This is a genomic window from Streptomyces sp. NPDC001020 (assembly GCF_053599115.1).
Genome location: NZ_JBSFLQ010000001.1, coordinates 157270 through 170837, shown reverse-complemented (window position 1 = coordinate 170837; position 13568 = coordinate 157270). Strand labels below are relative to the sequence as shown.

Below are 13568 nucleotides of genomic sequence, written 5' to 3'. Positions count from 1 at the left end.
CCGGCCAGACAGCCCCGGACAGGTCGGTACACGCCGGTACGACAGCCGGGCCCACCCTTGCCGGGGGCGTACCCGGCGGCCGTACACTGGGCCGGGGATGCTGGCACTCGCACGGACAGAGTGCCAGGAACGTCAACGGGACGAACGCTGGAGGTGCGCGCGATGCTCAGTGAACGCAGGCTCGAAGTGCTGCGCGCCATCGTCCAGGACTACGTCGGCACCGAGGAGCCGGTGGGCTCCAAGGCACTGACCGAGCGGCACAAGCTCGGCGTCTCCCCGGCCACCGTCCGCAACGACATGGCCGCGCTGGAGGAGGAGGGCTACATCGCCCAGCCGCACACCAGCGCCGGACGCATCCCCACGGACAAGGGCTACCGCCTCTTCGTCGACAGGCTCGCGGGCGTCAAGCCGATGACCGCCCCCGAGCGCCGGGCGATCCAGAACTTCCTGGAGTGCTCGGTGGACCTCGATGACGTGGTCGCGCGCACGGTACGGCTGCTCGCGCAGCTCACCCGACAGGTCGCCGTCGTGCAGTACCCCTCGCTGACCCGTTCGACCGTGCGGCATGTCGAACTGCTGTCGATGGCACCCGCGCGCGTGATGCTCGTGCTGATCACGGACACCGGCCGCGTCGAGCAGCGCATGATCGACTGCCCCGCCCCGTTCGGGGAGGCGTCTCTCGCGGATCTGCGCGCACGGCTCAACAGCCGGGTCGCCGGACGTCGTTTCGCGGACGTCCCGCCACTGGTGCAGGACCTGCCGGAGGCCTTCGAGGAGCCCGAGGACCGCGGCGCGGTCTCGACGGTGCTCTCCACCCTGCTGGAGACGCTCGTGGAGGAGACCGAGGAACGGCTGATGATCGGCGGTACCGCCAATCTCACCCGTTTCGGGCATGACTTCCCTCTCACCATCCGGCCCGTCCTCGAGGCGCTCGAGGAGCAGGTCGTGCTCCTCAAGCTGCTGGGTGAGGCGAAGGATCCGGCCATGCGGGTGCGTATCGGTCATGAGAACGCGCACGAGGGACTCAACTCCACGTCCGTGGTCTCCGTGGGCTACGGTTCGGGCGGCGAGGCAGTAGCGAAACTCGGCGTGGTCGGACCGACCCGCATGGATTACCCGGGAACGATGGGAGCGGTACGAGCGGTGGCACGGTACGTCGGACAGATCCTGGCGGAGTCGTAAGTGGCCACGGACTACTACGCCGTACTCGGCGTGCGCCGCGACGCGTCGCAGGATGAGATCAAGAAGGCGTTCCGTCGGCTCGCGCGCGAGCTGCACCCGGACGTCAATCCCGATCCGAAGACGCAGGAGCGGTTCAAGGAGATCAACGCGGCGTACGAGGTGCTCTCGGACCCGCAGAAGAAGCAGGTCTACGACCTCGGCGGCGATCCGCTGTCCCAGGCGGGCGGTGCCGGTGCGGGCGGCTTCGGCGCGGGCGGCTTCGGGAACTTCTCCGACATCATGGACGCGTTCTTCGGCACGGCGTCGCAGCGCGGACCGCGCTCGCGCACCCGCCGTGGCCAGGACGCCATGATCCGGCTGGAGATCGAGCTCGACGAGGCCGCGTTCGGTACGACCAAGGACATCCAGGTCGACACGGCCGTCGTCTGCAACACCTGCAACGGCGAGGGCGCCGCGCCCGGCACCTCCGCGCAGACCTGCGACATGTGCCGTGGCCGCGGTGAGGTCTCCCAGGTCACGCGGTCCTTCCTGGGCCAGGTCATGACGTCGCGTCCGTGCCCGCAGTGTCAGGGCTTCGGCACGGTCGTCCCCACCCCCTGCCCGGAGTGCGCGGGCGACGGGCGGGTGCGCTCCCGCAGGACGCTCACCGTCAAGATCCCGGCCGGTGTCGACAACGGCACGCGGATCCAGCTCGCGGGCGAGGGCGAGATCGGCCCCGGTGGCGGCCCCGCCGGTGACCTGTACGTCGAGGTCCACGAGCTGCCGCACCCGGTCTTCCAGCGTCGCGGCGACGACCTGCACTGCACGGTCACCATCCCGATGACGGCGGCGGCCCTCGGTACGAAGGTCCCGCTGGAGACGCTGGACGGCCTGGAGGAGGTCGACATCCGGCCCGGCACGCAGTCCGGGCAGTCGATCCCGCTGCACGGCCGCGGCGTCACGCATCTGCGCGGCGGCGGCCGAGGCGACCTGATCGTCCATGTCGAGGTCACGACGCCGGGCAAGCTGGACGCGGAGCAGGAGCGGCTGCTGCGCGAACTGGCGAAGCTGCGGGGCGAGGAGCGGCCGCAGGGGCAGTTCCAGCCGGGGCAGCAGGGGCTGTTCTCGCGGCTGAAGGACGCGTTCAACGGGCGATGACCGTGGCGTGGTCACTCGGCGTCGGCAAGGCAGTCGGCGCCGAGTGACCCGCCCGGCCGCCCCGCTTCGGCCTGAACGAGCACACCACCTGCTGGGACACCGGCCAGGGGCGCCCTCGCACCGCCTCTGACCCACTGCCCATTCCCGGGCACATGCAGACGGAAGGCCGGATTCGGACCTGATCGCGCGACGTGACACCATGCGGTCATGTCCACCGCGCTGACCGATCTTCTCCGTCACCCGATCGTGCAGGCCCCCATGGCGGGCGGCGTCTCCGTGCCTCAGCTCGCCGCCGCCGTGTCCGATGCCGGTGGCCTGGGCTTCCTCGCCGCCGGGTACAAGACCGCCGACGGCATGTACCAGGAGATCAAGCAGCTTCGCGGGCTCACCGGCAGCCCCTTCGGCGTGAACCTGTTCCTGCCGCAGCCGGAGTACCCCGGGGTGAGCAACGGCTCCACCGGAGAGGCTGTCGTCACGCCGCCTTCCGCCGCGGTCGAGATCTACGCCGACCAGCTCGCCGGTGAGGCCGCCTGGTACAAGACCGAGCTGGGCGACCCCGACAGCGGCCGCGACGACGGCTACGACGCCAAGCTCGCCGTCCTCCTCGACAACCCGGTGCCCGTGGTCTCCTTCCACTTCGGGACCCCCACCCCGGACGTCCTGGACTCGCTGCGCCGCGCGGGCACCCTCACCCTGGTCACCGCGACCACCGCGGAGGAGGCCCTCGCCGTGCAACACGCGGGCGCCGACGCCGTGATCGTGCAGGGCGTCGAGGCCGGCGGCCACCAGGGCACCCACCGCGACAACGCCGAGAACGACGGCTGCGGCATCGGGCTGCTCGCACTGATCGCCCAGGTCCGCGAAACCGTGCGGATCCCGATCGTGGCGGCCGGCGGCATCATGCGCGGCAGCCAGATCGCCGCGGTGCTCGCGGCGGGCGCGAGTGCGGCCCAGCTCGGCACCGCGTTCCTCGCCACGCCCGAGTCCGGCGCCCCCGCACTGCACAAGCAGGCGCTGACCGACCCCCGGTTCGTCCGCACGGAGCTGACGCGCGCCTTCTCCGGGCGCCCGGCGCGCGGTCTGGTCAACCGCTTCATGCGTGAGCACGGCCGGTACGCGCCCGCCGCGTACCCCGAGGTCCACCACCTCACCTCGCCACTGCGCAAGGCGGCCGCCAAGGTGGGCGACGCACAGGGCATGGCGCTGTGGGCGGGGCAGGGTCACCGGATGGCCCGCGAACTGCCCGCCGGGGAACTGGTCGCGGTGCTGGCGGTGGAACTGGAAGCGGCCGAGGCGGCGCTGACGCCGGGAGGTACGGACCGATGACCGCTCCCGTGTTCGTCGTGGACCGACTCGACGTGGTCGGGCCGGAATTGGTGCTCGACGGCCCCGAGGGACGGCACGCCGTCTCGGTGAAGCGGCTGCGACCCGGTGAGGACGTGGTCCTCACCGACGGGCGCGGGCGGTGGGCCGAGGGTGTGGTGAAGGCCGCCGAGGGCAAGGACCGCCTGGTGGTCACGGACCTGGAGTCCGTTCATGAGGAGCCGCCGGAGTCCCCGCGCATCACCGTCGTCCAGGCCCTGCCCAAGGGCGACCGGGGTGAGCTGGCCGTTGAGACCATGACCGAGGTCGGCGTCGACGCGATCGTCCCCTGGGCGGCCTCCCGGTGCATCACCCAGTGGAAGGGCGAGCGGGGGCTGAAGGCGCTCGGTAAGTGGCGGGCCACCGCCCGGGAGGCGGGCAAGCAGTCCCGCCGGATCCGCTTCCCGGAGGTCGCGGACGCAGCAACCACACGGCAGGTTGCCGCACTTCTGGCCGATGCCGACTTCGCGGCGATCCTGCACGAGAGCGGCGAGGAACCCCTGGCGACCGTGGAACTCCCCACCGAGGGCGAGATCGTGCTGGTCGTCGGACCTGAAGGCGGCGTGTCACCGGAGGAGTTGGCGCTGTTCGGGGAGGCGGGCGCGAGGGCCTTCCGACTGGGGCGTACCGTCCTGCGTACATCGACCGCCGGGACCGCGGCGGCCGCGCTGCTGCTCGGCCGCACGGGTCGCTGGTCCTGACCCCTCGGGGGGTACGCCATGGAACTCGCCCAAGTACGGATCCTCGTCTCGGACTTCGCCGCCTGCTACCGGTTCTACGCCGATGTCCTCGGCCTCAAGCCGCAGTCGGGGGCGGTGGACGGACCGTACGAGAAGTTCAGTCCCGTGACCGGATCGGCGGGCATAGCGCTGCAGGACCGGACGATGATGGCCCAGGTCCTGGGCGAGCTGGGCGATGAGGCGACGGGCCACCGCTCGCTCGTGGTACTGCGGGTGGACGACCTGGAGGCGTACTGCGAGGGGATAACCACCCGTGGCGCGACGCTCCTGCACGGCCCGGCCCCCATGACGGACCGGATGCGCGTCGCCCACCTCAAGGACCCCGAGGGCAATCTGGTGGAACTCCAGCAGTGGCTGCTGCTGCGTAGCTAGTACCCCGGCAGGCAACGTTCGCCCTGTCGCGACGCCCGGCACGCACTCTCGCCGCACCGGCCGAAAACCCAAGTACATCCAGTACGAGGGCTTCCGGCCGGCACGCCGAGAGCACGCACCGGACGCCGCTCCTTTACGGGCAAACGTTGCCTGCCGAGGCACTAGTACCACGGCAGGCAACGTTCGCCTGCCACAGCACTGGACGACACGCCGGGGGCGCACGCGGGGCGCCCGGTTGGCCGTATGCGCTCTACCGTCGCGGGGCGGGAGAGTGGGAGGCTGCTTCCATGCGGGCGTTGAGACGGATGCGACGGTGGCCGGACGGACGGCGGCTCGCGGGAGTCACCGGGCTTGTGGTGGTCGCCGTGGGCGGAGCCGTGGCGTGCCAACCCGCTGACCTGAGCTCCTCTTCGGTGGCGTACACGACCAGCCAGACCGCGACCAAGGAGCTGGAGCGGCAGCATGTGAAGGTGCGCTGGCTCAGCTGCAGCGGTAACTACGGCAACAGCACCAGGTCCGCCACGGCCGGCAGGCCGCCCTCGCCGACCGCGACCCCCCTCGTCACCGTCGACTGTCGGGGACAGACGAACGACAGCAAGGACATCACCGTCAAGGGCAGGGTCACCCGCGCCGTCGACGGCAGGTGTGTTCGCGGCGACCTCAGGGCCACCGTCGGCGGCAAGCAGTGGTTCCACGTCAGAGGTCTCGGCAACTGCAAAGCCCCCAGCACGCCGACATACACCCCGCCCACCTGGTACCACCCGGTCACCCCGGGGCAGCCCCGGCCCACCGTCACCGTGACGAGGACCATCTGGTGCCAGGGCGACCCCACGTGCTGGCCGGCCCAGGGCAAGTAGGTAAACCGCTGTCAGGAAACGCGATCGCTGCTTAGGGTGAACTGGTGACTCAGTCCGCATCGCGCGCGTATCTCCGGTTCCCGCACCTGCACGGCGAGTTGGTGGCCTTCACCGCCGAGGACGACGTCTGGGTCGCTCCGCTCGACGGCGGCCGTGCCTGGCGGGTCAGTGCCGACAACATCCCGGTCAACCACCCCCGCATATCCCCGGACGGTACGACCGTCGCCTGGACCTCCACCCGCGACGGCGCCCCCGAGGTGTACGTCGCCCCGATCGACGGTGGCCCCGCCAAGCGCCTGACCCACTGGGGTAGTTCGAAGACCCAGGTGCGCGGCTGGACCCCCGACGGGAACGTGCTCGCCCTCAGCACCGTGAACCAGGCCTCGCTGCGCCGCACCTGGGCACACGCCGTGCCGCTCGACGGCGGCCCCGCGACCACCCTGCCCTACGGGCCCGTGGGCGAAGTCGCGTACGGACCCGCCACGGTGCTGCTGTCCGCGACCATGGGCCGCGAGGCCGCCTGGTGGAAGCGCTACCGGGGTGGCACGGCCGGCAAGTTGTGGATCGACCGCACCGGCGAGGGGGAGTTCGTACGGCTCCACGAGGACATCGACGGCAACATCGAGTACCCGGCGTGGGTAGGGGATCGCCTTGCCTTCCTCTCGGACCACGAGGGCGTCGGCGCCCTGTACTCGTCGTCGGCCGACGGGACGGACCTGCGCCGCCACACCGGCCTGGGCGGAAGCTTCTACGCCCGGCACGCCTCCACCAACGGCACCCGGGTCGTGTACGCGTCCGCCGGTGAACTGTGGCTCCTCGACGACCTGGACGGCGCCGAGCCCCGGAGGCTGGACATCCGGCTCGGCGGACAGCGCGTCGACCTGCAGCCGTATCCCGTCAGCGCCTCCCGCTGGCTCGGGGCCGCCGCACCCGACCACACCGGGCGCGGCAGCGCGATCTCCGTGCGCGGCGCCGTCCACTGGATCGCCCATCGCTCGGGTCCCGCCCGCGCGCTCGCCGCCCAGCACGGGGTACGGACCCGGCTGCCGCGCACCTTCCGCGTGGACGGCGAGGAGTGGGTGGTGTGGGTGACGGACGCGGAGGGCGACGACGCGCTGGAGTTCGCGCCCGCCACCGGACTTACGCCCGGGGCCGGCCCGCGGCGGCTTGCGGCCGGGCAGCTCGGGCGGGTGCGTGCTCTCGCGGTGGCGCCCGACGGCAGCCGAGTCGCGGTCGCCGCGCACGACGGACGGGTGCTGCTCGTCGAGCGGGACAGCGGCGAGGTGCGCGAGGTCGACCGCAGCGAGGCCGGCGAGGCCAGCGGGCTGGTCTTCGCGCCGGACTCGGCGTGGTTGGCCTGGTCGCACCGGGGCCCGGGCGAGCTGCGCCAACTCAAGCTCGCGCGCACGGCCGACCTGTCGGTGACGGAGGCGACACCGCTCCGTTTCCGGGACTACGCGCCCGCGTTCACGATGGACGGCAAGCACCTGGCGTTCCTCTCGGCGCGCTCCTTCGACCCCGTCTACGACGAGCACGTCTTCGACCTGGCGTTCGTGGGCGGCTCGCGCCCGCACCTGATCACGCTCGCCGCGACCACCCCGTCCCCCTTCGGACCGCAGCGGCACGGCCGGCCCTTCGAGGCGCCCGAGAAGGACGAGACGCCCGACAGCGAGGGCGTGCCCACGACGCGGATCGACCTGGAGGGACTCGCCGACCGGATCGTGCCGTTCCCGGTCGAGGCCGCGCGCTACTCCGGGCTGCGGGCAGCCAAGGACGGCGTGCTGTGGCTGCGGCATCCGGTGCGGGGCGTGCTGGGCACCTCGCGTGCCACCCCCGACGATCCCGACCCCAGGTCGGAGCTGCAGCGCTACGACCTCGTCCAGCAGCGCGTCGAGCACCTGGCCGCGGACGCCGACGACTTCGCGGTCAGCGGCGACGGCAAGCGGGTGCTGCTGTGGACCGACGGCCGGCTCAAGGTGGTACCGAGCGACCGGTGTGCCCCGAACGACGACAACAGCGACGCGAACATCACCGTCGATCTCTCGCGCGTACGGCAGACCGTCGACCCGGCGGCCGAGTGGCGGCAGATGTACGACGAGGCCGGCCGCTTCATGCGGGACAACTTCTGGCGGCCCGACCTGGGCGGGGTCGACTGGGAGGGCGTACTGGACCGGTACCGGCCGGTCCTCGAGCGCATCGCCACCCACGACGACCTCGTCGACCTCCTGTGGGAGGTGCAGGGCGAAATGGGCACCTCCCACGCGTACGTCATGCCGGGCGGCTACGGGCCGGGCGCCGACCGGCGCCAGGGCCTGCTCGGGGCCGACATCTCCCGGCACCCGGACGGGAGCTGGCGCATCGACCGGGTGCTGCCCTCGGAGACCTCCGACCCCGACGCGCACGCGCCGCTGGCCGCGCCCGGTGTCGCCGTACGGGCCGGGGACGCGATCGTCGCGGTCGGCGGGCACCCGGTGGATCCGGTGACCGGTCCCGGGCCGCTGCTGGTCGGCACGGCCGGGAAGCCGGTCGAACTGACGATCTCGCCGGTCGGTGGCGGCGATCCGCGCTACGCGGTCGTGATCCCGATCGCCGACGAGGAGCCGCTCAGATACCACGCGTGGGTGGCGGACCGGCGGGCGTACGTGCACGAGAAGTCCGGCGGCAGGCTCGGGTATCTGCACGTGCCGGACATGGTGGGCGCCGGATGGGCGCAGCTCCACCGCGACCTGCGGGTCGAGGTCGCCCGGGAGGGGCTGGTCGTGGACGTCCGGGAGAACCGGGGCGGGCACACCTCCCAGTTGGTCGTGGAGAAGCTGGCGCGGCGGATCGTGGGGTGGGGCCTGCCGCGCGGACAGCGCCCCTACAGCTATCCCGAGGACGCGCCGCGCGGTCCCGTCGTGGCCGTCGCCAACGAGTTCTCCGGGTCGGACGGGGACATCGTGAACGCGGCCGTCAAGGCGCTCGGGATCGGGCCGGTGGTGGGCACGCGGACCTGGGGCGGCGTCGTCGGGATCGACAACAAGTACTGGCTGGTCGACGGAACGCTGGTGACCCAGCCGAAGTACGCGTTCTGGATGGAGGGTTACGGGTGGGGCGTGGAGAACCACGGCGTCGACCCCGATGTGGAGGTCGTCCAGGCGCCGCAGGACCACGCGGCCGGGCGTGACACACAACTGGACGAGGCGGTCCGCATGGCGCTGGCCGCACTGGAGGAGCGTCCGGCGAGGCGGCCCCCTGAGCTGCCGTCGCTGTGACGCCGGGGCGGGGTCGGAGACGGGCTTGCTCCCCGTCCTCCGTCCGGCCGATACGATGCCGTCGTAGTGATCATTCTGTGTGAGGAGGCACCCACATGGCGGGAGAGCCGCAGGACGACTGCCTGTTCTGCAAGGTTGTCGCGGGGCAGATCCCGGCGACGGTCGTCCGGGAGACCGAGACCACCGTCGCCTTCCGGGACATCAACCCCCAGGCACCGACGCACGTGCTGATCATCCCCAGGGCCCACTACCGGGACATCGCCTCCCTCGCCGCCGCCGAACCGGCCATCACCGCCGACCTGCTCCACGAGACAGGTGAGGTCGCCGCGCAGGAGAAGCTGGACAGCTATCGCGTCGTCTTCAACACCGGCAGCGGCGCCGGGCAGACCGTCTGGCACGCGCACGCGCACGTCCTCGGTGGCCGCGGCCTCCAGTGGCCCCCCGGATAACCGGACAAGACGTCGTGTCCGTACGTGAAGTGGTGATCCTCGGCACCGCCAGCCAGGTACCCACCCGACACCGCAACCACAACGGCTACCTGCTGCGCTGGGACGGCGAGGGCATCCTCTTCGACCCCGGCGAGGGCACCCAGCGGCAGATGCTGCGCGTCGGCGTCGCCGCCCACGACCTGCACCGGATCTGCGTCACGCACTTCCACGGGGACCACTGCCTCGGACTGGCCGGAGTCATCCAGCGCATCAACCTCGACCAGGTGCCCCACAAGATCACCGCGCACTATCCGAAGTCGGGGCAGCGGTTCTTCGAGCGGCTGCGGTACGCGACGGCGTACCGCGAGACCGTCCCGCTGACCGAGGCGCCGGTCGACGCCGACGGGCCCCTCGCCGTCACCCCCGCCTACACCCTTCAGGCCCGCAGACTCTCCCACCCCGTCGAGTCCTACGGCTACCGGCTCGTAGAGCCCGACGGCCGCCGGATGCTGCCCGAACGGCTCGCCGCGCACGGCATCAAGGGGCCCGACATCGGGCGGATACAGCGGGAGGGTTCCCTGGGCGGCGTCTCGCTCGACGAGGTCAGCGAGGTGCGGCGCGGGCAGCGGTTCGCCTTCGTCATGGACACACGGCTGTGCGACGGCGTGCACGCGCTCGCCGACGGATGCGACCTGCTCGTCATCGAGTCCACCTTCCTGGACGAGGACGCACAACTCGCCGCCGACCACGGCCACTTGACCGCCGGGCAGGCAGGGCGCGTGGCCGCGGACGCTGGCGTCCGCCATCTCGTCCTCACCCACTTCAGCCAGCGCTACTCCGACCCCGACGCGTTCGAGCGGCAGGCGCGGGACGCCGGGTTCGAAGGGGAGCTGACCGTGGCGCACGATCTCATGCGGGTGGCCGTGCCGAAGCGGCGGTGACGGTCGGCACATGGCTGAAAGCGTGGCCGTAAACAGCCGTACGATATTTCGATGCCTCTCCCCAAAGCCGAACTGCACCTTCACATCGAAGGCACCCTCGAACCCGAGCTGGCCTTCGCCCTCGCTGCGCGGGGCGGCGTCGAGCTGCCCTACGCCGACACCGACCAGCTACGCAGGGCGTACGCCTTCGAGGACCTCCAGTCCTTCTTGGACCTGTACTACGAGCTCATGGCCGTGCTGCGAACCGAGCAGGACTTCGAGGACCTCGCGAACGCCTATCTGGAGCGGGCCGCCGCGCAGGGCGTGCGGCACGCCGAGATCTTCTTCGATCCGCAGGCGCACATCACCCGGGGCGTCCCGATGGAGACGGTGGTCGAGGGCCTGTGGCGCGCGCTCGGCCGCAGCGAGGAGAACCACGGCATCTCCACCCAGCTGATCATGTGCTTCCTGCGCGACGAGTCCGCCGAATCGGCGCTGGAGACGCTCAGCGCGGCGGAGCCGTACCTGGACCGGATCGTCGGCGTCGGTCTCGACTCCGCCGAGGTCGGGCATCCGCCGGTGAAGTTCCGCGAGGTGTACGAGGCCGCCGCCGCCCTCGGACTGCGCCGGGTCGCGCACGCCGGAGAGGAGGGGCCGCCGGAGTACATCACCGAGGCCCTCGACGTGCTCGGCGTCGAGCGGATCGACCACGGGCTGCGCTGCATGGAGGACCCGGCACTGGTCGAGCGGCTGGTCCGCGAGCGCGTGCCGCTGACGCTCTGCCCGCTGTCCAACGTCCGGCTCCGCGCCGTCGACGTCCTGAAGGAGCACCCGCTGCCCGCGATGCTCGACGCGGGGCTGCTGTGCACCGTCAACTCCGACGATCCCGCGTACTTCGGCGGATACGTCGGGGACAACTACCACGCCGTGCGGGACGCGCTCGGCCTGAGCAAGGAGCAGATGCGCGAGTTGGCCCGCAACTCCTTCGTCGCCTCCTTCCTGGAACACGACGAGGAGCGTCGGGCCCGCTACCTCGCCGAGGTGGACGCGTACGAGTTCGGATAGGACGCACCTTCCGGCGGGACGAGTGGTGCAAACTGGCTGGATCCGTATCGTGTCAGGAGCCCACCGTGACCGCGTACTTCGGAGAGGGGCCGCACCACCAGGCCCATGTCGACCCGCTGGCGGCGCTGCGCACGCCCGGGGACCCGTCGTGGGACGTGTACCTCACGGGGTCGGTCTTCCTCGACATCATCTTCACCGGGCTCGACTCCGCCCCGGTGCGCGGGACCGAGTCCTGGGCGCGCGGGATGGGGTCGAGCCCCGGCGGTGTCGCCAACATGGCCACCGCCCTGGCCCGTCTCGGCCTGAAGACCTCGCTGGCGGCGTCCTTCGGTGACGACCACTACGGCGAGTACTGCTGGGACGCCCTGGAGCAGGGTGAGGGCATCGATCTCTCCCCCTCCCGGACCGTGCCCGGCTGGCACTCCCCGGTCACCGTCTCCATGGCGTACGAGGGTGAGCGGACCATGGTCTCGCACGGCCACGAGCCGCCGCCGGAGGAGCCCGCCCCCGACTGCCCGCCCCGCACCCGGGCCGCCGTCGCCTCGCTGACCCCGGGCCGGTCCGCTCCCTGGATCGCCAAGGCCGCCAAGAGGGGCACCCGCGTCTTCGCCGACGTCGGCTGGGACGACACCGGCGCCTGGGACCTGGCGGGCCTCGCCGATCTCGAACACTGCGAGGCGTTCCTGCCGAACGCAGAGGAGGCCATGCGCTACACGGGCACCACCTGCCCGCGCGCCGCCGCGCACGCGCTGACCGAACACGTTCCGCTGGCCGTCGTCACCCTCGGCGCGGAGGGCGCGTACGCCGTGGACCGGCGGACGGGCGAGACCGCCGGCGAGCCCGCGATCGCCGTGGAGGCGCTGGACCCCACGGGCGCCGGGGACGTGTTCGTGGCGGGATTCGTGACCGGCACGCTGGCCGAGTGGCCGCTGGCCGACCGGCTGGCCTTCGCGGGTCTGACGGCCGCGCTCTCCGTGCAGGAGTTCGGCGGGTCGCTGTCGGCGCCCGGATGGTCCGAGATCGCGGCGTGGTGGCGCAGGGTCCAGTCGTACGAGGGCCAGGAGCCCGCGGCGCTCAGCCGGTACGCGTTCCTGGAGGGGCTGGTACCGGAGGCGAGCGTCGAACCGTGGCCGCGGCGCAGGGCGGTGCCGACGATCGGCTTCGGCAGGTCGGTGTGAACGGCGCGGGGCCAAACCCCGCGCCCGCAGCCTAGTGCTGTGACCGGAAAGGTTCACCGGCTCGCGGCAAACCTTTCCGGTCACGGCACTAGAAGCCCAGCCGCCGCAGCTGCTTCGGGTCCCGCTGCCAGTCCTTGGCCACCTTCACATGGAGGTCGAGGAACACCGGGGTCCCGAGCAGCGCCTCGATGTGCTTGCGGGACTTGATGCCGACCTCCTTCAGGCGCTTGCCCTTGGGGCCGATGATGATCCCCTTCTGGCTCGGCCGCTCGATGAACACGTTCGCGTGGATGTCCAGGAGCGGCTTGTCCGCCGGGCGGTCCTCGCGCGGCAGCATCTCCTCCACGACCACCGCGATCGAGTGGGGCAACTCGTCGCGCACGCCCTCCAGCGCGGCCTCCCGGATCAGCTCCGCCACCATGACCTGCTCCGGCTCGTCCGTCAGGTCGCCCTCGGGGTAGAGCGCGGGCCCCTCGGGCAGCAGCGGGATCAGCAGATCCGCGAGCAGCTCCACCTGCTTGTCCCCGACCGCCGACACGGGGACGATCTCCGCCCACTCGATGCCCAGTTCCTTGCCCAGCTGGTCGATCGCGATCAGCTGCTCGGCCAGGGCCTTGGAGTCCACGAGGTCCGTCTTGGTGACGATCGCGACCTTCGGAGTCTTCTTGATCCCCGCCAGCTCCTTCGCGATGAAGCGGTCACCGGGGCCGAGCTTCTGGTCGGCGGGCAGGCAGAAGCCGATCACGTCGACCTCGGCCCAGGTCGTACGGACCACGTCGTTCAGCCGCTCGCCCAGCAGCGTGCGCGGCTTGTGCAGGCCCGGGGTGTCCACCAGGATCAGCTGGGCCTCAGGCCGGTGCACGATGCCCCGTACCGTGTGCCGCGTCGTCTGTGGCCGGTTCGAGGTGATCGCCACCTTCTGCCCGACCAGAGCGTTCGTGAGGGTGGACTTGCCCGCGTTGGGACGGCCCACGAAACAGGCGAAGCCTGCCCGATGGACGGCCTCGGTGGGCTCGGATGACTGGGTACGAACGCTCATGGCGCCTATTGTCCCTGATCGCAGGAGCCCCACC

At 71.5% G+C, this 13568-nt stretch carries 12 protein-coding genes; 11 read left to right on the top strand and 1 reads right to left on the bottom strand.

The genetic code is table 11. The annotated features are described in order from the left end of the window. Positions 1–162: 162 nt before the first annotated feature. From hrcA to ACWDEX_RS00755, 11 genes are all read left to right on the top strand, one after another. On the top strand, positions 163–1182 hold the full coding sequence (gene hrcA / locus ACWDEX_RS00805; protein ID WP_450460944.1) for a heat-inducible transcriptional repressor HrcA: 1020 nt from the start codon (positions 163–165) through the stop codon (positions 1180–1182). Beyond that, positions 1183–2319 (top strand): molecular chaperone DnaJ, encoded by a 1137-nt coding sequence (dnaJ, locus tag ACWDEX_RS00800; protein ID WP_450460943.1) that lies wholly within the window; start codon positions 1183–1185, stop codon positions 2317–2319. A 207-nt stretch (positions 2320–2526) separates the two neighbouring features. Further along, a complete protein-coding gene (locus ACWDEX_RS00795) occupies positions 2527–3645 on the top strand; it encodes a nitronate monooxygenase (RefSeq protein WP_450460942.1) in 1119 nt (372 codons plus the stop codon). Then, positions 3642–4382 (top strand): 16S rRNA (uracil(1498)-N(3))-methyltransferase, encoded by a 741-nt coding sequence (locus ACWDEX_RS00790; protein WP_450460941.1) that lies wholly within the window; start codon positions 3642–3644, stop codon positions 4380–4382. Before ACWDEX_RS00795 ends, ACWDEX_RS00790 begins: the two co-directional genes overlap by 4 nt. Positions 4383–4400: 18 nt before the next feature. Continuing rightward, a complete protein-coding gene (locus tag ACWDEX_RS00785) occupies positions 4401–4793 on the top strand; it encodes a VOC family protein (protein ID WP_450460940.1) in 393 nt (130 codons plus the stop codon). 287 nt (positions 4794–5080) lie between these two features. Further along, positions 5081–5650 carry a hypothetical protein gene (locus ACWDEX_RS00780; protein WP_450460939.1) on the top strand — a complete coding sequence of 190 codons (570 nt, stop codon included), beginning with the start codon at positions 5081–5083 and terminating at the stop codon, positions 5648–5650. Positions 5651–5694: 44 nt separating this feature from the next. Beyond that, positions 5695–8904: a S41 family peptidase gene (locus tag ACWDEX_RS00775; RefSeq protein WP_450460938.1), complete on the top strand. Its 3210-nt coding sequence runs from the start codon at positions 5695–5697 to the stop codon at positions 8902–8904. A 95-nt stretch (positions 8905–8999) separates the two neighbouring features. Then, entirely contained in the window at positions 9000–9353 is a 354-nt protein-coding gene (locus tag ACWDEX_RS00770; RefSeq protein ID WP_450460937.1) for a histidine triad nucleotide-binding protein, read from the top strand. Between the two features lie 14 nt (positions 9354–9367). Further along, positions 9368–10273 carry a ribonuclease Z gene (locus ACWDEX_RS00765; RefSeq protein ID WP_450460936.1) on the top strand — a complete coding sequence of 302 codons (906 nt, stop codon included), beginning with the start codon at positions 9368–9370 and terminating at the stop codon, positions 10271–10273. A 51-nt stretch (positions 10274–10324) separates the two neighbouring features. Beyond that, complete coding sequence (locus ACWDEX_RS00760; RefSeq protein ID WP_450460935.1) at positions 10325–11317, top strand: adenosine deaminase; 993 nt, start codon at positions 10325–10327, stop codon at positions 11315–11317. Positions 11318–11382: 65 nt separating this feature from the next. Next, entirely contained in the window at positions 11383–12495 is a 1113-nt protein-coding gene (locus ACWDEX_RS00755; RefSeq protein WP_450460934.1) for a carbohydrate kinase family protein, read from the top strand. Between the two features lie 88 nt (positions 12496–12583). On the opposite strand, the gene era is transcribed toward ACWDEX_RS00755, so the two are convergent. Next, positions 12584–13543 (bottom strand): GTPase Era, encoded by a 960-nt coding sequence (gene era, locus ACWDEX_RS00750; RefSeq protein ID WP_450461107.1) that lies wholly within the window; start codon positions 13541–13543, stop codon positions 12584–12586. Positions 13544–13568: the final 25 nt, after the last annotated feature.

Bases quoted from the DNA above. Each gene is read 5' to 3' on its own strand.
- hrcA (WP_450460944.1), top strand. From the start codon at position 163: ATGCTCAGTGAACGCAGGCTCGAAGTGCTGCGCGCCATCGTCCAGGAC.
- ACWDEX_RS00795 (WP_450460942.1), top strand. From the start codon at position 2,527: ATGTCCACCGCGCTGACCGATCTTCTCCGTCACCCGATCGTGCAGGCC.
- ACWDEX_RS00790 (WP_450460941.1), top strand. From the start codon at position 3,642: ATGACCGCTCCCGTGTTCGTCGTGGACCGACTCGACGTGGTCGGGCCG.
- ACWDEX_RS00785 (WP_450460940.1), top strand. From the start codon at position 4,401: ATGGAACTCGCCCAAGTACGGATCCTCGTCTCGGACTTCGCCGCCTGC.
- ACWDEX_RS00780 (WP_450460939.1), top strand. From the start codon at position 5,081: ATGCGGGCGTTGAGACGGATGCGACGGTGGCCGGACGGACGGCGGCTC.
- ACWDEX_RS00770 (WP_450460937.1), top strand. From the start codon at position 9,000: ATGGCGGGAGAGCCGCAGGACGACTGCCTGTTCTGCAAGGTTGTCGCG.
- ACWDEX_RS00760 (WP_450460935.1), top strand. From the start codon at position 10,325: ATGCCTCTCCCCAAAGCCGAACTGCACCTTCACATCGAAGGCACCCTC.